This window comes from Chloroflexota bacterium (assembly GCA_026708035.1).
Taxonomy (GTDB): domain Bacteria; phylum Chloroflexota; class UBA11872; order UBA11872; family UBA11872; genus JAJECS01.
Window position 1 is genome coordinate 1 of record JAPOVQ010000017.1, and the last position, 23,294, is coordinate 23,294.

General features: G+C 69.3%; 19 protein-coding genes. 11 read left to right on the top strand and 8 right to left on the bottom strand.

Features of this window, described 5'->3' with window-relative positions:
- Positions 1 to 361: 361 nt before the first annotated feature.
- The 10 genes from OXG33_07585 to OXG33_07630 all read left to right on the top strand — a co-directional run bounded on the left by OXG33_07585 (position 362) and on the right by OXG33_07630 (position 9,741).
- A complete protein-coding gene (locus OXG33_07585) occupies positions 362 to 1,312 on the top strand; it encodes a GTP-binding protein (GenBank protein ID MCY4113781.1) in 951 nt (316 codons plus the stop codon).
- Positions 1,272 to 1,844 (top strand): hypothetical protein, encoded by a 573-nt coding sequence (locus OXG33_07590; GenBank protein MCY4113782.1) that lies wholly within the window; start codon positions 1,272 to 1,274, stop codon positions 1,842 to 1,844. The genes OXG33_07585 and OXG33_07590 overlap by 41 nt, the downstream gene beginning before the upstream one ends.
- A complete protein-coding gene (locus OXG33_07595; GenBank protein MCY4113783.1) occupies positions 1,841 to 2,596 on the top strand; it encodes an NYN domain-containing protein in 756 nt (251 codons plus the stop codon). The genes OXG33_07590 and OXG33_07595 overlap by 4 nt, the downstream gene beginning before the upstream one ends.
- 29 nt (positions 2,597 to 2,625) lie before the next feature.
- Entirely contained in the window at positions 2,626 to 2,811 is a 186-nt protein-coding gene (locus tag OXG33_07600; protein ID MCY4113784.1) for a hypothetical protein, read from the top strand.
- Between the two features lie 148 nt (positions 2,812 to 2,959).
- Complete coding sequence (locus tag OXG33_07605) at positions 2,960 to 4,042, top strand: site-2 protease family protein (GenBank protein ID MCY4113785.1); 1,083 nt, start codon at positions 2,960 to 2,962, stop codon at positions 4,040 to 4,042.
- A gap of 125 nt (positions 4,043 to 4,167) precedes the next feature.
- Complete coding sequence (locus OXG33_07610) at positions 4,168 to 5,367, top strand: site-2 protease family protein (protein MCY4113786.1); 1,200 nt, start codon at positions 4,168 to 4,170, stop codon at positions 5,365 to 5,367.
- A 70-nt stretch (positions 5,368 to 5,437) separates the two neighbouring features.
- On the top strand, positions 5,438 to 6,220 hold the full coding sequence (locus tag OXG33_07615) for an NYN domain-containing protein (protein MCY4113787.1): 783 nt from the start codon (positions 5,438 to 5,440) through the stop codon (positions 6,218 to 6,220).
- A gap of 12 nt (positions 6,221 to 6,232) precedes the next feature.
- Positions 6,233 to 7,093 carry a sugar phosphate isomerase/epimerase gene (locus OXG33_07620; protein ID MCY4113788.1) on the top strand — a complete coding sequence of 287 codons (861 nt, stop codon included), beginning with the start codon at positions 6,233 to 6,235 and terminating at the stop codon, positions 7,091 to 7,093.
- Positions 7,090 to 8,244, top strand: coding sequence for a hypothetical protein (locus OXG33_07625; protein ID MCY4113789.1), 1,155 nt, complete (start codon positions 7,090 to 7,092; stop codon positions 8,242 to 8,244). The genes OXG33_07620 and OXG33_07625 overlap by 4 nt, the downstream gene beginning before the upstream one ends.
- Before the next feature lie 102 nt (positions 8,245 to 8,346).
- On the top strand, positions 8,347 to 9,741 hold the full coding sequence (locus OXG33_07630; GenBank protein MCY4113790.1) for an HTTM domain-containing protein: 1,395 nt from the start codon (positions 8,347 to 8,349) through the stop codon (positions 9,739 to 9,741).
- A gap of 61 nt (positions 9,742 to 9,802) precedes the next feature.
- On the opposite strand, the gene OXG33_07635 is transcribed toward OXG33_07630, so the two are convergent.
- Genes OXG33_07635 through OXG33_07650 form a run of 4 tightly spaced genes read right to left on the bottom strand, consistent with a single transcriptional unit; the run spans position 9,803 to position 14,294 of the window.
- Positions 9,803 to 10,888 carry an imelysin family protein gene (locus tag OXG33_07635; protein MCY4113791.1) on the bottom strand — a complete coding sequence of 362 codons (1,086 nt, stop codon included), beginning with the start codon at positions 10,886 to 10,888 and terminating at the stop codon, positions 9,803 to 9,805.
- 2 nt (positions 10,889 to 10,890) lie between these two features.
- The gene (locus tag OXG33_07640; protein MCY4113792.1) at positions 10,891 to 12,300 is read right to left on the bottom strand and encodes a c-type cytochrome; all 1,410 of its coding nucleotides are present in this window, start codon (positions 12,298 to 12,300) and stop codon (positions 10,891 to 10,893) included.
- 53 nt (positions 12,301 to 12,353) lie between these two features.
- Positions 12,354 to 13,088: a hypothetical protein gene (locus OXG33_07645; GenBank protein MCY4113793.1), complete on the bottom strand. Its 735-nt coding sequence runs from the start codon at positions 13,086 to 13,088 to the stop codon at positions 12,354 to 12,356.
- 51 nt (positions 13,089 to 13,139) lie between these two features.
- On the bottom strand, positions 13,140 to 14,294 hold the full coding sequence (locus tag OXG33_07650; protein MCY4113794.1) for an iron-regulated protein: 1,155 nt from the start codon (positions 14,292 to 14,294) through the stop codon (positions 13,140 to 13,142).
- 515 nt (positions 14,295 to 14,809) lie between these two features.
- On the opposite strand from OXG33_07650, the gene OXG33_07655 reads away from it, so the two are divergent.
- Positions 14,810 to 18,115, top strand: a complete 3,306-nt coding sequence (locus OXG33_07655) for an O-antigen ligase family protein (protein MCY4113795.1) — start codon at positions 14,810 to 14,812, stop codon at positions 18,113 to 18,115.
- Between the two features lie 77 nt (positions 18,116 to 18,192).
- Here OXG33_07655 and OXG33_07660 read toward each other — a convergent pair whose 3' ends face one another.
- From OXG33_07660 to OXG33_07675, 4 genes are all read right to left on the bottom strand, one after another.
- On the bottom strand, positions 18,193 to 18,732 hold the full coding sequence (locus OXG33_07660) for a hypothetical protein (protein MCY4113796.1): 540 nt from the start codon (positions 18,730 to 18,732) through the stop codon (positions 18,193 to 18,195).
- An 8-nt stretch (positions 18,733 to 18,740) separates the two neighbouring features.
- Entirely contained in the window at positions 18,741 to 19,622 is an 882-nt protein-coding gene (locus OXG33_07665) for a site-specific DNA-methyltransferase (protein MCY4113797.1), read from the bottom strand.
- Between the two features lie 166 nt (positions 19,623 to 19,788).
- Positions 19,789 to 21,174 (bottom strand): tRNA uridine-5-carboxymethylaminomethyl(34) synthesis GTPase MnmE, encoded by a 1,386-nt coding sequence (mnmE, locus tag OXG33_07670; protein ID MCY4113798.1) that lies wholly within the window; start codon positions 21,172 to 21,174, stop codon positions 19,789 to 19,791.
- A gap of 177 nt (positions 21,175 to 21,351) precedes the next feature.
- A complete protein-coding gene (locus OXG33_07675) occupies positions 21,352 to 23,151 on the bottom strand; it encodes a TIGR03960 family B12-binding radical SAM protein (GenBank protein MCY4113799.1) in 1,800 nt (599 codons plus the stop codon).
- Positions 23,152 to 23,294: the final 143 nt, after the last annotated feature.

Sequence of the window (23,294 nt, forward strand, 5' to 3'; positions counted from 1 at the left end):
GCCATGTGGGACCCGACCATGCGCTAACCCTTGACGGTCCAACACCGTTGCTACAAGCGCATGTGAGGGTCTCCTTGATTGGACAGCATCAGGCGTGATCCGTAGCTGGGGCGGCGGTCCGGCCCCCTCTCCCTTGATGGGAGAGGGTTGGGGTGAGGGTGCTCCGGAACCGCCACTCCCGCCGGTCGGAGGCCGATCCACTCGCGCAATGCGCTACTAATCCCACGAGGCCTCCATCCGCCGTGCGATACTGGGGTGTGGGATTGACGCCTCGCTGCCTGCGGCTGCTCATGCACGACCATGAGTCCCACCATCGGTCACCGCGGCGTTCCCGAGTTGGTATGTCCGCACCCGTTCTTTCGTGAAAGTCACGCTCGTCTACGGATTTCTCGGCGCCGGCAAGACCACGTTGCTGCGCCGGTTGATCCCGCGTCTTCAGCCCCTGGGCCGCATCGCCGTGCTCGTGAACGAGTTCGGCCGGGAGGGCATTGATCAGCACGTGCTGCGGTCGGCCGACGTGAGGGTCCGCGAGCTCACCGGCGGCTGCATCTGTTGCGAGGTCCGCGGCGACCTGCTCGCGGCGCTGGTCCAGATCGGCCGAGAGGTGGCACCGGAGCGGCTGGTCGTCGAGCCCACCGGCCTCGCTGCGCCCTACATGCTGGGCCAAGTGTTCACCCAGGCCGAGGTGCGCGAGATCGCGCAGGTCGACTCGGTGGTCACGGTCGTCGACGCCGCCCGACATGAAGTCGCGCACCAGGCCTTTGGCGATTTCTATGTGGACCAGATGCGCGTGGCCGACGTGCTCGCCATAAACAAGGCCGACATCGCGACGCCGGAGCAGATCGAGACCGCGCGCGATGCCGTCCGCCAGCTCAATCCCGACGCCGCCCTGGCCGTCACCAGCTATGCGGAAATCGACACCGATCTGGTCCTCGCCGCCATCGCCGCGCCCCGCCCCGCCCCTGCCGCGGCCAACGGCGCCCACGGCCACGGAGAGCAACCCGAGCTTTCCACGCTGGGGCTCGAGCGCGCCACGCTCCAACCCGGACCGCTCGCGCGCGACCACCTGGACCGCTGGCTTGCCGCTCTCGCCCGCGGCGATTTCGGCGACGTGGTTCGGGCCAAGGGCATCGTGCGCGTGGACAACGCCACGCTGCTCGTCGACGTTGTAATGGGGGGCGTGGAAGTCCGGGCGTTCAGGCCGACGCCGGCACGCTTTGAAATCATCGGCCGCAATCTCGATCCTCGATCCATGGAGAAGTTTCTCGCCAATGGCAACACGAACATCCCGAGCCCGTCGCTCGCGCAGTAGCAAGACCGCCAGTCCAACGCCCGCCGACGGCGAGGCCGTCGCGGCCGAGGCGAACGCCGCCGAATCCGCCGACAAGGCGAACGGCAAGCTGCCCTCGCATCTCACGCACCATCGCCGCATCGCCCGCAACCTCAACGGTCTGCTCGAAAACTACGGCGAGTTGCGGCGCCAGGTCGTCCAGATCGAGCGCACCTACAAGCGCGGCGACAAAGACCTCGACGCCCGCATCTTTCAGCTCACCACGCGGCTCGACGCGCTCGAGAAGAAGCTGAACGACTTCGATCAAGAGATGATCGGCGTCACCTTTGAATCGAACTTGAAGATCCGCGGCAACACCGACGCCATCGAAGCCCTCTGGGACGCGCTGGAGGCGGGCGGGGGACCCAAGGCAGTCGCCAAGCGTCGGCGCGAGGCCGCGGAGCGTGAAGAGGCGCGTCAGGAAGGCATCGAGAAGCAGCTCCAGGAAATGCTCGACAAGGATCGCCAAACCAAGACGACGCCGCGACGACGAAAGGTCACCAAAGCCTCATGAAACGACTCTCCCCCATCCCTGAAGACTTCGCGCCCGACCCCGATTCCGCAGGCAACCCGGAGGACGACCTGCGCTCGCTGATGGACGAGCTCAAGGACGCCGTGTCGGCGCCGCGCGCCGCCGAGCGCGATCTGGCCGCCGCGGCCAAGGCCCTGTCCCGGGCCGCCGGCGCCCTGCACACGTCGAATGGCGCATCGGACTATGGCCCCAAGCTGCGCCTGGGCGTCTTTTTGGACACGGCCAACCTGACCGATCGAGGTACGGACGATCCCATTCGCGTGGACTTCGCCAAACTCTTGGCCCACGTCACCGAAGGCCGTCGAACCGTTCACGCCCGCGCCTATTGCCCCATCTACGCCGACTTCAACGGCCGGCTGGAGCACCAGCGCTCGGTCGCGCCCGTCTGGGACATGGGCTACGACATCGTCACCAAGCCCATCAAAGTGTTTGCCGACGGCACGCGCAAGGCCGACCTCGACCTGGTCCTGGTCGTGGACGTGATCCGGCGTCTGCCGACCATGGACGTCGTGGCACTCATGTCCGGCGACGGCGACTACGTGCCGATGGTGGAATACCTGCGCGAGCACGGCGTGCGCGTCGAGGTCTATTCGTTCGCCGATGCCATTGCGGAAGAGTTGCGCCTGGCCGCCAATGCCTGGCACGACATCAGCGCCCTGACCTCGGTGCACGTGGGCGCCCCGGCCCCCAAACGAAGCCGCAGCCGCGCCGGCGCGGCGGCCTCCAGCGCCTGACCGGTCATGGCACGCCCACCGGCCCCGATATGAGCGGCCGCCGCCGGCGCCGACGCCGGTCGCGCCGCGCGTCGTCGGGGACGTCGCGCCGACCGTGGCGGCGGGTGCGCCGCTGGTTCACGGTGGCCCGCATCTGGGCCGTCATCTCGGTGATCGCCGTGATCCTGCTGGTGGCCTCGCTCATCATTACGCCGGGGCTCACCGCTGGGGGCTAGCGCACCGTCGCCCCCAGATGAGGCTTCGCCTCGGCGGGGACGCCGGGCGCGCGCCGCCCGCTCGCGCGGATGGACCATCCTCCGCATCGGCGGCACCGCCATCACGCTCGACCCAAGCTGGCTCATCATCTTCGTCATCATCGCCTGGATGACCTCGGAGTCCGTGATCCCCCTGCGGCTCTTCGAGTCCGCCGCTCAAGCGGGCCTGGCGCCGCCGCCGCCGGGTTCGCAGGCGAGCTACTGGGCCGGCGGGCTGCTGGCCAGCTTCGTCTTCTTCGGCTCGATCGTGGCCCACGAGGCGGCCCACGCCCTCATGGCCGTGCGCCGCGGCATCGCCGTGCCGCGGATCAGGCTCTTCGTGTTCGGCGGCGTGGCCGAGATCTCCCAGGAGCCGCGCGCCGCCGGCCAGGAGTTTGCCATCGCCATCGTCGGCCCGCTCACCAGCGCCGCCATCGGCGGCGTGTTTCTGGCCCTGGCCCAGGCGCTGCCGCCGGCCACCGTGCCGCGCGTGACGGCGCAGTGGCTCGGCGAGATCAACCTCTTTCTGGCCGCCTTCAACCTGCTGCCGGGCTTCCCGCTCGACGGCGGACGCGTGCTGCGCGCCATCGTCTGGGGCATCACGCAGAACGTGCACACGGCCACGCGCGTCGCCAGCCTTGCCGGCGCCGGCTTCGGCATCCTCCTCATCCTGTTCGGCGTCGTGCAGTTCATCGCATTCCGCGGCCTCGGCGTGCAGGCGCTGTGGGCCGTGTTCATCGGCTGGTTCCTGTGGTCGGCCGCGCGCTCGGCGCTGCGCGAGGGCGACGTCCGACGGCGACTGAGCTCGATGGTGGTGCGCGACGTGACGCGGGCCTTCACCCAAGCGCCGTTCCCCCGCGACGCCGTTGCCGCCGAGGTCGAGTCAAGCATCAGCGCCGAGAACGCTCCTCCGGTCTGGCCCGTGGCCGACGCCGCCGGCGACGTCTATGCCATGGTCGCCACGCGCGACATCGCCGCCGTGCCGCCGTTCCTGCGGGAGACCACGCGCGTGGGCGATATCGCGCGGGAGATCGACCCGGAAGACGTGCTGGAGCCGGACACGTCGCTCGACGGCGTGCTCCAGGACGCCCAACGTCGCCATCGCGGCTACTACGTGGTCAGCGCCGGCGGCCGGGTCGCCGGATGGGTGTACGTCGGGGATTTACTCCGCGCCGGACGGCAGCGGCGCTCCCGCTCCAGCGGTGCCCAGTAGTCGGAGCGGGCTCGCGCTTTCCCACGACCGATCACTCGGCTGATAATGATTGGTGCCTGAAGAGTCGCGTGAGTATGCACTGATTCCCGCATCGACAGAATCCGTCACTCGATCACACGGGCGTCGTGTCGCTTAGCCGCCCGCCGGCGGGCTGGAGCACGTCTCGCCGTGGGCAAAAGAAGGGAATCGCCGCGCTCCGCGGCTGGAAGCTCTTTCGCTTCGGCGGCACCGAAGTCTATATGGACGCGAGCTGGCCGATCTTCTTTGTGGTGAGCTTCGTGGTGACCGCGTTCTTCACCCTGCCATGGGGCTGGGGAGGGGCCTTTGAACGCTGGACCGGTGGCTACGCCGACCTGAGCCATTGGGGCGCCGGGTTGCTGGCCGCCGCCCTCATCCTTGCCTGCATCCTCGCGCACGAATTGGCCCATCTGTGGATGGCCAAGGGGCTGTCCATGGCGTCGCCAAAGACCCGGCTCTATGTGTTTGGCGACGTCGTCGAGCCCATGTGCGATCCACGGGAAGCCGGGGACGATGTCACCGTCGCCATTGCCGGACCCATCGCCAGCGCCGTGCTTGGCGGGGTGTGTCTATGGCTTGCCTCGGCGCTTCCGTATGACTCATTGCCGCAAGCGGTGCTGCAAGTGGCGGGGCAGTTCAATCTGTTTCTGGCCGTGTTCAGCCTCCTGCCCGGATACCCGCTCGACGGCGGACGGATACTCCGCGAAATCATCGAAGGGGCCACGGGCGATAGCTACCGGGCCACCCGCATCGCCAGCCGCGCCGGCATGGTCTTGAGCGTGCCCATCGGCATCTTGGGCTTCCTCAGTTTCTCGACACTTCCTGGGATTTGGGCGTTGGCCGTCGCCTGGTTCCTCTGGACGTCCGCAAGCGCGTCGAATCGGGACGCGTCGCACCGGCAGAGCCTCGGCACCGCCCAGGTGCGTGTGGTCGCGCGCCCCTTCACCCAAGCGCCCTTCGCCCACGACGCGTCCGTCGAAGAGGTGTGGCAGGCCATCCTCGGCGATCGGGCCCGGCCGCCGTGCTGGCCGGTCGCCGACGTCTCAGGCGAAATCACGGCCTGGGTCACGAGGCGCGACCTCTCCACGGTGCCGTCGAATCGGCGGAGCGATACGCGCGTCGCCGAGATCGCGCACAACATCGAGCCCGCGGACGTGCTGGAACCGCAAATGCTGCTCGACGCCGTGCTCACCAAGGTGCGGCGGGAGCGTCGCGGCTTCTATGTCGTCAAGCAGGACGGCCGCATCGCCGGCTGGGTATACGCCGACGATCTCGTTCAAGGCAAGCGCCCTGGCGGTACCGCCTAGTCCGTCGGCAGCCGGCGCCGCCCCGTCCACTATCATCTAGGCAGATTTGAATCCGCATTGGGAGTAGGGCGTGGCCGCAGCGAACAAATCCGCCGTCTTGATCGATCTGGCCTCGTTGCAGGCCCTCGCGGCGAACGGCGGCGGGACGATCGACTTCCAGCAGTTGCGCGACCGGCTCACCGGAGACGCCACCCTGGTGCGCGCCACGGCCTACGGCACCGAGCACGAGGGCCAACCCAGCCCGCACCTGGACCTCGCCAGCCTGTCCCGGTCCGGCTACAAGCTCGTGACCAAGCGGCTGCGACGCCGCGACGACGGCACGCTCTACGCCAGCGTGCACGTCGAGATGACCGTCGACGCGCTGGACCTCACGCCCTATATCGACCGCCTCACGCTGGTCACCACCGACCCGGACTTCGTGCCCCTCATCGAGGCGGTGCAGCGCCGGGGGGTGCGGGTGCAGGTCGTCGCCAGTGGAGCGGGGCGCAGCCAGCCACTGGCCGCCGCCGCCGACGAGACGCTGGAGTTGGACGACCTGCTGTCCGACGTCGTGCGCCGCGAACGCCCGCGCCGGGATCGCCGGCGTCCCACGCCACCGCGCGCCGCCCCCGGCGAGACGGCGCGGGCGCGGGTGCCCGATCGACCCGATGAGGAACCCCGGCCGCGTCGCGCCGCGCCGCGGCCGCCCGAGCCTCCGGCCGATGCGGAACCCAAGCCCGCGGCCTCTGCGGAGCCCGAGCCCGCCGCGTCGCAGCCGGCAGCGGCTCCTCCCAAACGACGAGAACGGCTGACCGCCCTGCCCGGGGAGCGGTTGAGCGGACGCGCCGGGCCTAAACCCGACGCCCCGGATTAGTCCCGCGGCGCCGTGCGCGTAGGCATCGCAGCCACCATGTGGGGCGATGCGCCGTTTCGCACCGTCGCAGAGGAAGCCCGCGACGCCGGGTATGCCGGGCTCGAAGGCGGCGCCAGCGACCTGGTTGGCGATGCACCGCTCGCTCGCCGCATCGTCTCGGACGACGGCCTGCCGCTCGTCGGCGGACGCTTTGCGGCCAATTGGTTCGCTCCCGAGTACCACGATGTCGAGCTGGACCAGCTCAGGCGCGTGGCCGAGTTCCTGGCCGACCTCGACGCGTCCTACGTCGTCGCGGCGGCCCACGCGGTGCCCGAGCGCTGGACGGCCGCGGGCCACGGCGATCCCGCCGAGGAACTGCAGCCGGACCAGTGGGGCCACTTCGCCGAGTGCCTCGCCCGCGCCGCCGACATCTGCGCCCAGGAATTCGAGCTCCAGGTCGTCTTTCGCAACCAGCTCGGCTCGCACGTGGAAACCACCGCGGAGCTCGATCGCCTGCTGTCCCTCACCGATCCCACATCGCTGATGCTCGCCATCGACGTCGGCTACCTGTTCTATCTGGGCTCCGACCCGCGCGCCTTCATCCGCGACCGCATCGAGCGGGTAGCCTACGTCATCCTCAAGGACGTGGACGCCGACCTCCGCGACCGCCATCTGGCGCAGGGCGGCACCCTGCCCGCCTTCGTGCGCCAGGGCGGCTTCCCGGAGCTCGGCGGCGGCCACGTCGACCTGGAAGGCATCCTGGAGATTCTCGGGACCAGCGACTATGACGGATGGCTCGTCGTGGATCAGGACCTCACGCTGCGCGATCCCGCCGCCAGCGCCCAAATCAGCCGGGAGTGTCTCGTGCATCTGGGGCTCGATCTCGAATCATGACGCGCGTCCTTGACCGCCGCTCGGTCGTGCGCGGCGCCGCCGGCCTGATGGGCGCCGCCCTGCTGTCGGCGTGCGGCACGGAGCCGGTCCGACGCACGGCCCCAAGCCCGCTGCCGCTGGCCAATGTCGAGCCCTGGGGCGCCAACGTCTTCTTGGATGAAGAGAACGAAGCCTGGAAACGCCGCCACAGCCTGGAGTTGCTGCGCCACGCCGGCGTCCGCTGGGTTTTTCAGCGCATCGGTTGGGACGCGGTCGAAACCGACCGGGGTCGGTTTGTCAATCCGCAACGGCGCGAGAGTAGTTGGGACCGGTTCGACGACATCGCCGACCGGGCCCTGGAGCAGGGCATCTCGGTCGTGGCCCGCATCGAGCGCTCACCGCAGTGGGCGCGCCCCGGTCGCGACAGCCCCACCGCACCGCCCGAGGACCTCGCCGACTTCGCCACGTTTCTGCGCGCCCTCGCCGAGCACTATCAAGACCGCATCCAGCACTACCAGATTTGGCACGAGCCCAACCTGGCCGTCAACTGGGGCGGCGCGGCGCCGGATCCCGCTGGCTACGCCGAGCTGCTGCGCGTGGCCCACGACGCCCTGAAGTCGGTCGACGACCGCCTCGTCGTCGTCGCCGGACAGCTGGCCCCCACGCTCGAAAACAACCCGCGCGCCACCAGCGATCTTGCCTATCTGCGGCAGACCTACGACCACGGCGCCGCGGAGACGCTGGACATCCAGGCGGCGGCGGCCTTCGGCATGGAGTACTCCCCAAGAACGCCGCCGGACCCGCGCGTGCTCAACTTCCGCCGCGTCGAGTTGCTCCGCAATCTCATGGTGGAGTACGGCCGCAGCGACGCCCCCGTCTGGCTCAGCGCCTACGGCTGGAACGCCGCGCCGCCCGACCTCGAGGCCTCGCAACCCGCCTGGCGACGCGTCGAGGAGGCGCAGCAGGCCGCTTGGACCGTCGACGGCGTGCGCTACGGCCTGCGTCAATGGCCCTGGATCGGCGTCTTCGGCATCTGGTTCTTCCGCCAGTCCTTCGCCGCCCTTGGGCCCGACGACGCCTCCTACTACTTCCGCATGGTCGACCCGGATTTCACGCCGCGCCCGGTCTACCGCGCCGTCCAAGAAGCGGCCACCGGCCGAACGGACCTCTAAGAAACCTCTGTATGAACGCCTTCCCCCTTTCAGGGGGAAGGTTGGGATGGGGGTCAGCATCTGAAACTTCAGTTGGGACCAACCGGCGTCTCCCTCGCACGCATGACGCGCCCGGCATCGTCGCCGGCCGGCTTCGACCGCGTCGTGCTGGCCGCCTCCCGCCAGGTTGGCGCCTCCTCGGCCGCGGCCTTTCGCATCGCCTTCGGGCTCCTCGTCCTCTTCGCCGTCGGCCGCTTCGCCGCCCACGGCTGGATCGCCGAGCTCTATATCGAGCCCGAGCGTCACTTCAAATACCTTGGCTTTGAGTGGGTGCAGCCCTGGCCGGCCTGGGGCATGTATCTCCACTTCGCGCTGCTTGGCGTGGCCAGCCTGGGCGTGGCGCTCGGCTACCGTTACCGCCTCTCCATCGCCGCCTTCTTCGTCCTCTTCACCTACGTCGAGCTCATCGACAAGACGACCTATCTCAACCACTACTACTGGGTCAGCCTGGTCAGCTTCCTGATGATCTTCATGCCCCTGCACCGAACGGCATCGCTCGACGCCTGTCGGAGGCCCGCTTGGCGCCGGGACACGATCCCCGTGTGGGTGCTCTGGACCCTCCGCGCGCAGTTGGGCGTTGTGTACCTGTTTTCCGGCATCGCCAAGCTGAATTCCGACTGGCTGCTGCATGCGCAGCCGCTGCGGATCTGGCTCTACAACAGCGGCGACCTGCTGATCGTCGGCCCGCTGCTCCAGGAAGCCTGGGTGGCCTATGCCATGAGCTGGGCCGGGGCCGCATTCGATCTCACGATCGTGGGCTGGCTGCTGTGGCGCCGCAGCCGCCCCTTTGCCTACCTCGTGGTCATCGCGTTTCACCTGGCAACCTGGGTGCTCTTTCCCATCGGCATCTTCCCCTGGGTCATGATCCTGGGGACCCTCATCTTCTTCTCACCCGACTGGCCCCGCCGGCTGCTCGCCAGGCTGCGCCGGCGCCCTGCGCCCAAAGGGGCCTTCACGCTGCGGTCCGCCGCGCCCCCCGGCCGGACGGCCCGCGCGGCTGCCGTCGCCCTTGGCCTGTTTGCCCTGGCGCAAGTCATCGTGCCCCTGCGCCACTGGGCCTATCCCGGCGAGGTCCGCTTCAACGAGGAGGGTTACCGCTTCGCCTGGCGCGTGATGCTGACGGAGAAGACCGGCCACGCCCAGTTCCGAGTCACCGATCCCGTCACCGGAGGGGAGTGGCTGGCGTATCCCGAGGACTACCTCACGCCCCTCCAGGCCGAGCGCATGTCCTACCAGCCGGACATGATCCTGGAGACCGCGCACTTCATCGCCGACGACTACAAGCGGCAGGGCCGCGATGTCGAGGTTCGCGCCGACGTGTTTGTGACGTTCAACGGCCGTCCCGCCGTGCGCTTCATCGACCCCGACATCGATCTGGCCCGGCTAATGCCGGGCCTGGCGCCCAAGCCGTGGATCCTGCCCGCGCCGGACAGCGCCTCGATGCCGCCCTTGACGTAGTGACAACCATCGCAAGTCCTGTAGGGGCGCCCCTGGTGGGCGCCCTCCGCGGTCTCGGGTGCTATCGCATGCTGTCGCCGTCGGTGTCGCTGAATCCGACCGCGACTCCCAGCAGGCTCACTACCTCGGTGTTGAGTGTGCGGCGAAGCTCCATCACCCGGTCATAGACCGCCCGCACCTGCGCCGGCCGGTCCACCACGGCGTCGCGCAGGGGTCCTTCCACGGCGTCCACCGCCATCAACGCGTCCTCAAACTGGCTGCGCATGCGCTCGTCTGCCGCGGTCGACAGCGGAGTGACCAGGTGTGACACCCCGAGCCCATCGTTGTCGGCGTCTCCCAGGTACACATCGCGCATGCCCAGCACCGTCGCGCGCAGATCGGCCAGGCCATTGCCGCCGGCCCCGCCGGGGATGGCCGCAAGGTCGGGACCGTCGCCCCGCAGCCCCAACGCAGCCGCCAACTGCAGGTCCGTCAGCGTGCGGATGAGGAAGACCTGCGTCCGCACCACTTCGGCGACCGCCGCGCTCTCGAGCATCGAGCTCGATGACCGTCCGGTGAGAAAGTCCCGGTAAGCGGGGCCGCCGTTCCGCGACACCGTCCACTCCTCGACGATGGCGCCGGTTTCAGACGCAATCACCCCGCCGAGCGCGCGCAAGTACTCACAGCGCGCGGACGCGGAATCGGACAGCCGGGACACCGCGTCCGGGTCGAACACGATGTATTCGATCGCCCCAAATCCCCGCTGTGTCGACGCAAGGGTGTTCCGCACCGCGTCCTCGGTCGTCGCGGGGTTCTCCGCCAACATCCGCTCGATTCGCGCGGGATCGATTGGCGACCAGTCGATCAGCCCGCCGGAGCGTCGGTCGGCAACCGGACCGAACGCCATTGCCGCCGACCGCAGCCACGCTCCGCGCGCGTCCCGCCACGCCTGGTACGCAGATCGCAGCGTGCTATCCGAGGGCGCCGCGCACAGCGCCTCAAGCGCCGTCTCGAGGTCGGTGGCCGCCGCGCCGGCCGCCTGGTACGTCGGCACAATTACCTGGTCCGTGAGACTGATGAGCACCTCGGAGTCGTCGGGAGCGCCCTCGCCGCATCCGACCAACAGGACCATCAAGCCCGCCGCAACCAGTCCCGCCAGCAGCCGCACCACTACAACGACCTCAAGAACTGCAGCAACGCCTCGCGCTCGGCCGCCGTCAGCGCCATGAACCGATCGCGGGCGGCTTGCCCTTCGCCGCCGTGCCAGAGAATCGCCTCCTCGAGGCTCCGCGCCCGTCCGTCATGCAGGAACATGGTGTGGCCGTTGACGACGTTCACCAGGCCAATGCCCCACAGCGGTGGCGTGCGCCATTCGCGGCCAGTGGCCACGCCGTCGGGCCGCCCGTCCGCCAGCCCCTCGCCCATGTCGTGGAGCAGCAAGTCCGTGAAGGGAAAGATGGTCTGGTTGCGCAGCGGCTCGACGGGGTGGTCGTTCCCGGTGACGTGCCTGGGCGTGTGGCACGCGGCGCAGCCGGTCTGGACGAAGAGCTCCGCGCCCTGTCGCACGCGGGGATCGTCAACGTTGCGCATCGCCGGCACGGCCAGCGTTTGCACGTAGAACGCAACCTGAGCGAGTCGCTCGTCCGGAATCTCGGGCGCGCCGCCGTTCGGCGCCGCCGCGCACGCGTCCTGCGCCGCCGGACAGTTTTCCTCCGGGAACAGGGTCGACGTGATCCCAACGTCACCCAGGAACGCGCCGGCGGCTTGCTGCTCTACCGTGGGCTGGTTGGCCTTCCACCCGAAGCGCCCCAGCACATCCTCCCCGCGCCGGATGTCCCGCACCATGTTCGGACGCCCGGAAATACCGTCGCCGTCAGCGTCGTCGGGATCCGCCACGTCCAGAATGCGCTGCGCCGGAATGGCCTCCAGCAAGCCCATGCCGATGACGGCCGAGGCGATGCGGGGCGAGATCATGATCGCCGGATCGTGCGGACCAAAGGCAAGGTCCAGGATGACGTAGGTCGGCTTGCGCAGCGTGAACGGCGTGCCGTCCGGGTAGACGCCGCCGATGATTTCATAGCGGATGCCGATCCGCCCCTCCGGCGCGACGCCGATGACGCCACGGTCCTGCAACTGCCCGCCGTAGACCGGGTCGTCAATCGGCCCGTTCGGCCCGGCAATACTGAGCCGCAGCAGCAACCCGCGCTCGGGATCTTCGTCATGATCCGGCGGCTTGGCCCGGCCATCGCGGGCGTGACACGACGAGCACGACAGCGCGTTGAACGTCGGGCCCAGGCCGTCTCGCGCTTCGGTCGACGCCGGGGCCGTGACCCAGTTTTGCGTGAAAAAGCTGTCGCCCACCTCGAAGATGCGCCGCTCCTCGTTGGCCAGGTTGCGCGCGGAGAGCTCGAACGCGTTGCTGCCGGCGCTGAACGCCGTCGTCGCCCCGCCCAACCGCTCGTCGAAAACCAAATCGAGGTCAATGCCCGGTCGGTCGGGTCCGCACGAGGCGAGCAACGCGCCCATGAACACGACGGCCGCCAGCCGCCCGAAGGCGCGGCGCGCTCCGACCAGTACCATTGGCCCGGGGTCACCGCACCCAGGCCGCACGCGGCGGCGCCGCCCGCGCCGTCCTACCCCGCATGCGACCTGCCGCGAGTGGCGGATGCGGTGACCTTGGCTGTGAAGTGCCGTTCCACCCGGCCGGTCGCCAGCATGGCGCCGACGAACAGAAGCCAGACGAAAAAGCCGGTTCCCACAATGGGGTGCATGATCGTCGCGGCATCGATCCAGATGAATTGCATGGCCAGGCCGATGACGGCCGAGACGGGCGCGATGCGCCGGAGCTGCCCGCCAACTCTCCACTGATACCGGGCGGCGATGAGCAGGGCCAATCCGGCCGCCACGAAGCCGATCTTTCCAGCGATCCAGTGGATGCCGTCAAGCGCCTCCGCAGCCGTGCCGCCCGTGTCCGGGGCCGCGGTCGCCCCGACCGCTAGGGCGATCGCGCTGGCGCCCGAAACGCCCAAGCCGACCCCGGCGGTGGCGAGGAGATACGGAACCAGCGGCGTGCCCAGACGCTGGCGAATGATCCACGTCCGCGGTAGAAACCACGCCCCGGCAACGAGCGCAATCCCCGCCACGACGCGTCCGGCGCCGCCCAAGCCATAGGCGCCGCGCTGATCGGCGATGGCCGCCAGCGTCTCGGCCAGGGTGTCGTGGTCCGCGGCCGCCGACACGCGTCCGATCACCGAGACGGCCAGGGCCAGCGCGGCCAGAACGAGCAGCCGGCCCGCATAGCGCGCAGCCGCGGCCGGCGCCGAACCGGCCGCGGCCGGCAAGGGCACGCGGCCCGCGACCTCAGGCACCGGGCCGCCCCGTTGCAGCCGCGGTGCCAGGCCACGGACCACGGCCCTCCACTAGCTCACGCTGATGGTGATGCCGAGCGCCTGCGCCGCGCCGACGATCGTGTCCGTCTGCTCTTCCAGAGCGACGATGGCGTCGAGCACGGCCTTCCGCCCGTCGTCCGCGTCGGACACGCCCTCGAGCAGGTGCTGATCAAACGGCGCCTCGATCGCCTTCGTCAGGTTCACGCTCCGCTCGATCTGCGCCGCCAGCTGCTCGGCAATCTCCGCGTCCTGGGCCTCGATCAGGTCCATGATCCCGGGGCCGGCCACCTGGCCGAAGTTGCCCAGAAACACCATCTGAATCCCCAGGGCGTTGCCCACGATGTCGGCGGTGGTGTTGTCGGAGAAGCAGGAGTGCTCGTCCTCCTGGGACCGCGCCTCGTAGGCCACGGTCATGCGCTCGCCGGCCAGTTCGCCGCGGCTCAGCTCACCGATGCCGGTGATGATTCGACGCAGAGCCTCGTCCGTGTCGACCGAGGTGAACTCGGCGCGGTAGTTGTCACCGCGACCGGGCGCCCACGCGTCCACCATGTCCTGCAGATGCTGCAGCAGCAGGTCCGACGCAACCGCCAGATACGTGGCGCGGCGGTCGGCGTTCGCGGCCGTGGTGAAGTCTTCGATGGACCGTTCGCCCGGTCCGGCCACGCTCAGGTCCTGGCCCCACAGCAAGAACTCGATGGCGTGCCAGCCCGTCGACACATTCGCCTCGCCGCCCTCTTCGTTCAGCGACACCAGCAGATCGGCGTTGATGACCGGAAAGGTCTCTGCGTCATTGATGATGCCGGCGCTCGGATTGTCGACGACGTAGTCGATGTACGCCTCATCCAGCGGCCAGGCGTTGATCAGCCCTTCGGGACCATCCTCCGGATGGTCGATGGGACCATCGTAGAAGCGGAACGCTTCGGTCGGCCCATAGTCGTCGCGGGCGATCAGCCACATGCGCTTGGCGGCTTCGAGATGCGCCGCCGTGGGCTCTGCCAGGAATCGGTCAATGGCCCGGTCCATGGCCTGCGCTGAGCTCAGGCTCTGCGCATACAGGTGGTGGACGCCGTTGGCGTAGTTCGTCACCACGTCCTGCTTCAGCTCGGTGGTGGGTCCGCTTTCGCCGCAGGCTGCCAGCAGCCCGGCCATGAGACTCGCCACCACGACCAGAACGATTCTTCGCACTGCCCCTCTCCCATTCGCGCCGCGCCCGCTAACTGGGTTAGCACCGACGCCTAAAGTTCTTAGTCTCCACTAAGAGACGGCCGTAGGATAGGCGAACGCCCGGAGTTGTCAAGGCGGTGCCCACGGTCGCGGGCCGCAATCTCCATCGCCTCGATCCACGTCGGCGCGTTGCCGCCCACGCCCCCGCCCGCGAGACAATTCGGACCCCGCTCGCGCAGGGACAGCCCTCATGGACGCCCAACTGCTGGACTCGCCTTCATCGAATGGGCGGTCGCGCGTTTCGTAGGGCGCGCACACCGGGCCGGCGCTGGCATGCTGGGGGCGCTACCCGCACGAGACGACGCTTGCCTCACCGCTGGTCTTCCCCGCGCCTGAACCTGCCCGGGCTCGGTCATCGACTCCGAGGCCGCCGAACGTCCAGGATCACGAGGGTCGTCGTTGCCATCGTCGGCCTCGCGCTGCTCGGCGGGGTCACAGCCGCTCTCCTGGGCTGGGCCTCCCTCACCGAGCGCGGCGTGACCTTCGGTCTCGCCGATCTGCCCGAGCTGCGTCATGCGGACGCGCCCGCCATCGGCGCCAACACCTTCCTGCATCGCGAAGCGGACCCCGCCAAGGTCGAGCGCGAGCTGGAGCTCCTGGCCAGCGCGGGCATCGGCCTCATCCGCCAGGAGATTCTGTGGGTCGAAATCGAGCCTCACGCCAAGGGTGTCTACATCGACAACCACGGCGAAGATTCCTGGGCCAAATACGACCGCATCGTCGATCTGGCGCAGGGCTTCGGCATCGAGGTGCTCGCCCGACTCGACCGCCCCCCGCCGTGGGCCACGCCCGGCTTCAACCCGCAGGAAAACACGTCGATCCAGATGCCGCCCGCGGATTTCACCGACTTCGCCGACTTTGCCGCGGCGGTTGCCGCGCGCTACCGAGGCAAAGTCAAGTACTTCCAGATCTGGAACGAGCCCAACCTCTTCGGCGAGTGGGGCGGCCGGCCGCCGGACCCCGCCGCCTACCTCGACATGCTGCGCGAGGTCGGCGCCGCCGTGCGGGCCGCCAACCCCGACGCCGTCATCGTGCTGGCCGGGCTGGCGCCCACAATCGAAACCGGCCCCGACAACCTCAGCGACCTGCTGTTCCTGGAGCGGCTCTATCAGCTGGGCGCTAGGGGCGCGTTCGACATCGCCTCCAGCATGTCCTATGGGCTGTTCACCGGCCCGCGCGATCCCCGCATCGACGCGTCCCGGACGAACCTTCCTCGCGCCGTGCTCTGGCGCGAGATCATGGAATCCCACGGCGACGCCGGCACGCCGATCTGGGCTTCGGAGTATGGCTGGATGTCGCTGCCCCCCGGCTGGCAGGGCGACCAGGGTATTTGGGGCAATCACCCGGCAGCAGACCAGGCGGCCTGGACCGTGGACGGCATCCGGCGAGCACGTGAGCAATGGCCCTGGCTGCCCACCATCATGATCTGGGCCGCGCGCTGGCCGCACGACACCCACCCGGACGACCCCACGCCGTTCTTCGGGCTGCTCACAAGGGACTTGCAGCCGCGCGACCACATGCTGGCTCTGGAACGGGCCTACGCCGACGCCCCAAGCGCCGGCATCGGCCTGCACCAGGAAACCCACGCCGCCTTCACCTTCGACGGACCATGGCCGCGGGTGCCCAGCGACTGGGCGTCGCTCGGATTCCATCGCCAGACCGGGCAGCCCGACGCACGGCTGGAGCTGCGATTCGAGGGCGACTCGGTCGGCCTGCTCACTCGGCGCGGCCCCGACATGGGACAGGTGCGCGTGCGCATCGACGGCCACAGCGCCCTGGCCGACGCCCTGCCGCGCAACGCGGCCGGCGAGGCGATCCTGAATCTCTATGCCCCCGAGGTGGAGCGTCTGGCGCGCATTCCCATCGCGCGCGGGCTGTCCCAAGGCCCGCACGTGCTCGAATTGACGGTGATGGCCGAGCGCGACCCGCGATCGTCGGGGGGACTGGTGATCGCCGACGGCGCGCTGGTAGGCAACTCGCGGCCGCTCTGGCCCTACGCCGCCGTCGCCGCCACCTGGGCGCTGGCGCTGGCCGTGCTCGTCTGGGCCGCTGGCGGCCGCGCCGTTCGGGCTGCGGCGCGGATTCCGCGAGTCGAACTCCTGGACCGGCGTCTGCCGCTCGGACTGCACGCCGGCGAGGTGGCCGCCGCCGCCCTGGCCGTGGTGTTCGCCCTGCTGCCCGACGGCACGCCGGCGTCCGCCTGGACCCTGGTTCGGCTGGTGCTGGCGGCGGCGCTGGGCGCGCTGGCGCTGGCGCGCCCGCGTCACATAGCCATCGCGGCCGTCGCCGCCATCCCCTTCGTCGGCGTGATCGCGCGCACCGGCATCTACGACCGTCCGGTCGGCGAGACGCTCATCGTCATTCTGGTCATCGCCTGGGTGGCGCGCGCGCTGGCGCAGCGCCGCTGGCCGCTGCAACGCAGCGAAGACGCGGACGGACCAGAGCAAGCCGCGTCATCGCCGAGTCCGACTCCCTTTCCCCTTGAGGGAGAGGGCCGGCGGGAGGGGTTCATGCTCCGGCTATTCCGGCGTCCGGCCCCCTCTCCCCTTGCGGGAGAGGGCGGGGGTGAGGGGTTCCCCCTTCCGTCACTCCCGCGCAGGCGGGAATCCACCGTCGTTTACCGCTGGCTAGCGAGCCAGAGTGGGTGGCTCTGGCTCGCGCTCGCCGTCATCGCCGCCGGCGTCGCGGCCACGTTGGCGGCGGACTTCCCGCGGGTCGCCTGGCGCGACCTGCGCACCGTCATCGTCGAACCCGCGCTGCTGTTCCTGGTCCTGCTCAGCGTGATGCGCGACCGCGCCGACGCGCAGCGGCTCGGCGTGGCGCTGGTGCTCGGGGCGGTGGTGTCGGCAGTCGTGGCGCTGGCGCTGATCCCCGCAGGCGCCGTCGTCACCGATGCTGGACCGCCGCGGCTGCGCGGCTTGTTCGGTTCGCCCAACAACCTGGCGCTCATCCTGGAGCGGGCACTGCCCCTGACCGTTGGACTGGCACTCGCCGTCGCCTACCGCCGGCGCCTGCGCGTCACCGCTTGGGCCGCCGCGGCGGTGCTGGTGGCGGTGCTGGTGCTCACCTTCAGCCGCGGCGCCTGGATCGGCGCGCTGGCCGGACTCGCCGTGGCGCTGATACCCATCTGGCGGCGCCAGGGCAGAGGCGAGGGCGAACCAGGACCCAGTCTTTCCGGCGGAAGCCGGAATCCAGTCCGCGTCCTCCGTCGCATGCGTACCGCAACGCCTCTGCTCGTGGCGGGTCTCATGGCTGCCGGCCTGCTGGCCGCAATTGTCACCACCGGCGGCGACAACCTCGCCCGACTCCTGCGTCCCTCGGACGCCGCCACCGCCGCGCGCCCGCTGCTCTGGGACTCCGCCTGGCGCATGATCGCCGACAACCCCGTCCTCGGCGTCGGCCCGGACAACTTCCTCTACCACTACCCGGACTACATCCGGCCCGAAGCCTGGGCCGAGCCCAACATCTCGCACGCGCACAACATCGCCCTCGACACCTGGCTCACGCTGGGTATTCCCGGTCTCGTGGTCCTGGTCGGCGTGCTAGCCGCCTACGCCCGCACCTGGCGCGCCGCGCTGCGGCGCGCCGGCGGCAGCCGGGCGCTCGTCTACGGCCTCGGCGGCGCCATGCTGGCGACCCTCGTCCACGGCATCGTGGACAGCAGCCTCTATCTCCCCGAGCTCGCCGCTACCTTTTGGGTCATCGTCGCGGCCACCGTCATCCTGGCCGCATCCCCGTTCGTCATTCCGGCGAAGGCCGGAATCCAGTCCGGTCGATTCTAGGAGCGCCGGTCGATACCGATGCCCCGTTCTTGATACGCGCAGGGGCGGGTTTGAAACCTGCCGCTACTGGCAGGAAGCTAAAGGACGCGCAGCCGCTCAAAGGCGCGACTGAGCGAACCTCCGTACGTAGACAACCAGGCAGGCGGGTCGTCAGCAACCACGCTTAGCCAAAATGTATCCGTGCCACCCGCGCCAGTGTGCTGCGGCGTGTGGCCGATCACATGGTTGTAGAGGACGGCTTTAGGAATCACCCAGCACTGCGCGTCAAACGGTGCGATTCCTAGGCACACGAGAATGTCGTAGTCCTGGTCGCGAATCTGCTGGAATTTAAACTGCCCGCTTGCCCAAAGCGTCGAAAACTTGATCTCTATCCTCCGGCCCTGGATCACTCGATCCGCTTCGCTGTCGCCGCTGGGGCCAACGCTCAAATCTTTTGCAGCGCACCAGCCAGCCACAAGTTGCTCACCGATCTTGCCGACTTGGCGGGAAGGGCGAGCCTTGATCCACCCAAACGGACTTCGAGACCACTCGAGGTTTTCCTTTTCGTAATCGCCCCGAAGCATCTCGGATATACCAGCCAGCATCCTCACTTCGGGGTCAGTTATTTCGTTCTTCATTTCGCGGTTTACTCCAAGAGAGATGCCTGCCGCGGCCCGGTGCGATAGGGCGCATCGTCGAACTCCACGAACTCGACATCGGCGTAGTCCGCGAAGCGTCGCGCCATCACGGCCAGCGCCTCCGGATTGTTGTCGATCAGCACGAACCGTCGCCCCAGCGCGTGGGCCGCCTCGCCCACCGTGCCGCTCCCGGCGAAGAAGTCCATCACCGTGCCACCGGGCGGGCATGAGGCCTGAATGATGCGCCGCGCGATGCCCACCGGCTTCTGCGTCGGGTAGCCGGTGCGCTCCTTGCCATTCGTGGGCACGATGGTGTGCCACCAGGTGTCCGTGGGCAGCTTGCCCCGCGCCGCCTTTTCCGGACCGACCAGACCCGGCGCCATGTAGGGAATCCGCTCCACCTCGTCCGTGTCGAAGTAGTAGCGCTCCGGCTCCTTGGCGTAGGCCAGGATGTTGTCGTGCTTCGGGGGCCATTTCTTCTTGGTGCGGCCGCCGTAGTCGTAGGCCCAGATGATCTCGTTGAGAAAACCCTCGCGCCCGAAGATCCCGTCCAGCAGCACCTTGGCGTAGTGCACCTCGCGGTAGTCGAGATGCAGATACAGCGACCCGGTTGCCGCCAGCACGCGATGCGCCTCGAGCATCCGCGGCTCCAGAAACCCGAGATAGTCGTCGTAGGCGTCGTCGAAAGCCCGCGTGGCGAGCTGCTCGGTGCGGTAGCGCTTGCCCTGGAAGCCCGTTCGGTCGCCGTCGGGGTCGCGCACCGTTCGCAGCTGCGTGCGCGACTGGGCGCGGCCCGTATTGAACGGCGGATCGACGTAGATCAGGTCGATGCCGCCCGACGGCATGTCCCGCAGGAGCGGCAGGTTGTCGCCGAAGTACACGCGGTTCATTGCCAGGCGCGCCGGACATCGGGGGCCGGCCCCCTCGCCCTTGATCGGCAAGCGCTTGCCGTCGCCCACGACTGCTCCGGTCCCCTCTCCCTTGATGGAAGAGGGCTAGGGTGAGGGTGACGCCCCCAATCGCTGCACGCCACAAGGCTCCCCTCGGCTCGCACCATCACTTGCCGATGCAAAACTTGGCGAAGATGGTATCCAACAAGTCTTCGGTGGCCGATTCGCCGGTGACCTCGCCCAGCGCCTGCACCGCGCCGCGCAGGCCGATGGCGATGAAGTCCGCGGGCAACCCGCCGGCGACCGCCTCGCGCGCGCCGGCCAGCTCGTCCCGCGCACGCTCCAGCGCCTGCTTGTGGCGCAGGCTGGCCACGGTTCCAAGGTCGGAATTGGGCGTGCCGTCGCCGATGAGCGTGCGCAACGCCGTGCGCACCCCGGCCACGTCGCCGTTGATCGCGCTCGTGCGGCACACCGGCGCGTCGATGAGGTCACCGGCATCCTCGATGGCGAAGGCGGGAGTCAGATCGCTCTTGTTGACGATCGCGATGGCCTGCTTCCCCGCCGCCGCCACCTGCCGCGCGGCGTCACGGTCGGCATCCACGAGCGCGCGGGACCCGTCCAGCACCAGCGCCGCCACGTCCGCCGCGGCCAGCGCCGCCCCGCTGCGGTCCACGCCGATGCGCTCCACCGGATCCTCCGTCGGTCGCAGCCCCGCCGTGTCGCTGAGCCGCACCGGGATTCCGTCCAGGTTGAAGGACTCCTCGACGACGTCGCGCGTGGTGCCAGGGATCTCGGTGACGATGGCGCGTTCGGTGGCGAGCAACGCATTCATGAGCGACGACTTGCCCACATTCGGGCTGCCGACCAGCACCACGCGGAATCCGTGCCGCTGCAGCATCCCGCGATCCGCTCCCGCCAGGATCGCCCCCAGCGTCCCATCGATCCGCTCCAGCGTGCGCCGCAGGTCGTCGCGCGGGACCGCCGGCACGTCCTCTTCCGCAAAGTCGATCTCGGCCTCCAGCCGCGCCATCAGGTCCAGGCAGGCCCGCCGCAACTCCTGCACGGAGCTGGAAAGGCGACCGCCGAGCTGATCCGCCGCGGCGGCCAGGGCCTCGGCCGTTGGCGCCGCCACCAGGTCGGCCACGGCCTCCGCCTGCGCCAGGTCGAGGCGACCGTTCAGAAACGCCCGCAGGGTGAACTCGCCCGGCTCGGCGGGACGCGCCCCGACCCGGAGCACGGCGTCGAGCACGCGGGTCGTGACCAGCACCCCACCGTGGCCCTGCAACTCGACCACATCCTCGCCGGTATAAGAGTTCGGCCCCGGCATGAAGAGCAGCAAGCCGTCGTCAATCACCGCGTGCGGCGGGGCCGGATCGACTACGTCCACGCGATGCGCATAGCGCGGGCGCGGACGCTCGATGCCTTCGCGACGCCGCACGACCCGCTCGGCCACCCCGCAAGCCTCGGATCCGCTGACGCGCACGATGCCGATTCCGCCCGGCCCCGGCGCCGTGGCAATGGCCGCAATCGTGTCCGTCAGCCCGCGCGTCATCGACGCCCCGTCGATGGGTTCCGTTCCCCTCTCCCTTGACGGGAGAGGGCTAGGGAGAGGGTCATGTCCGCCCCAACACCCGCTGCGGATTCCCCCTCATCCTCTCCTTCTCCCACCAGGGGAGAAGGGGCCGGACCCTCGCGCATGCGCCTTCCGTGAGCCGTGCCCAGCCCCGCCTCACGCCCGCGCGGCCGCCAGGCTGGGGGCCGCCGGCTCCGCCGCGGCCAGCGCACGGACGTACTCGCGCTGCAGCATCCGCTTGCTCACGTGGATGCCGATGTGGTCCCACGGCAGCGGCTCGGCGGGATCGCGGTGACGGTAGATCATCTCGTCCAGGTCCACCCCGGCGTCCGCCACGGCGGCGAACCACGCCTCCGCTTTGAAGTGCTCCATCCAGCCGTCGAAGCGGCAGCCGCGGTCCCAGGCGCGGCGAATCACGCGCCCCACGCGCCGGTCGCCCAGCGCCAGCAGCGCCTCGACCTGGCTCTCCTCGGTGTCGTGCCACATCAGGTGCACGTTGCGGTCGCGCACGATCTCGAAGCAGGCCTGCTGCTTGGCGCGGATCGCCTCCGGCCTGTCCTGCGGATGCCATTGGAACGGCGTAAACGGCTTGGGAATGAAGGTCGACACCGTGACGTTGACCTTCGCCTTGGCGCCGTGATGCCGCCGACCCACGGCCATCACGCGGTTGGCCAGGTGCGCGATCGCCCGCGCGTCGTCCAGCGTCTCGGTGGGCTGACCGATCATGAAATAGAGCTTGATCGTGCGGAATCCCTGCCCGAACGCCATGTCGCACGTATCCAGCAGGTCCTCGTCCGAGATCTCCTTGTTAATCACCTGCCGCATGCGCGGCGTCGCCGCCTCGGGCGCGAAGGTCAGACTCCCGCCCCGCTTGCCGCCGCGTTGCAGCGCCTGCGCCATGTCGACGTTGAAGCTCTCGACGCGGGTGGACGGAATGCTCACCTGCAGGTAGTCGGGCGTGGCGTCCTGCACCTCGCCGATCAGGGTGTCGAGGCCGTCGTAGTCCACCGCGTTGAGCGACAGCAGCGAAACGTCGCTCTGCCCCGTCGCCGCCAGGCATTGGTCGATGGCCGCCGCCACACCCTCCGCCGATCGCCGGCGCACCGGTCGGTAGATGTAGCCCGCCTGGCAGAAGCGGCAGGCCCGCGCACAGCCGCGGTCGAGCTCGACGGCCACGCGGTCGTGCACCACTTCCGTGAGCGGCACGACCGGTTGGGACGGCGCGGGCACGGCGTCCAGGTCCACGAACTGCCGCTCGATTTGCGCCGGCGCGTCGGGATGCAGCCGCTCGTACTCGATGAACCGTTGGCCCTCGAAGTGCGGCCGGTAGAGCGACGGGACGTAGATGCCCGGAATCTCCGTGGCGCAGTGGACCAGGAGCACGCGGCGCCAATCGGGGTGTTCGCGGTCGACACCCGCCAGGGCGTCGAGCAGGCGCGGCAGCAGCTCCTCGCCCTCGCCGATCGCGATAAGGTCGAAGAAGTCCGCCATCGGCTCGGGATTCATCAGCGCCGAGCCTCCGCCGAGAATCAGCGGGTCGCCGGGTCCACGCTCGCGGCTCTCCAGCGGAATGTCCGCCAGGTCCAGCATCTCGAGCACGTTGGTGTTCCCGCTCTCGTAGCTGAGCGAGAACCCCAGCATGTCGAAGTCGGCCAGCGGTCGCCGCGACTCCCAGCCGAACAGCGGCAGGCCCGCCTCGCGCATCAGGTCCGCCATGTCCGGAAACGGCGTGAAGGCGCGGTCGCAGAGGTGCGGCGTGCGGTCGTTCACCTGCTCGTACAGCACCCCCATGGCGAGGTTCGACATCCCGATCTCGTACGCGTCGGGGAAGCACAGCGCGAAGCGCGTCGCGGCCTCGTCCCACGGTTTGCGTCGGGCGTTTAGCTCGCCGCCCGTGTACTGCGCGGGCTTGGCGACGCGATCGAGAAGAGGCGCGATGTCGACGACGGGGTTCATATAACGATGGGTAACGGCTGCCGACACCTGGTCCGGCACCTTAGCATGCGCCCTCCGCCGCCGGTCCCTGGACATTCAATTGGAACCCATTCGTGTAGGGGCGCCCGCTCCGGTTCCCTCGCCCTGAAAGGGAGAGGGTCATC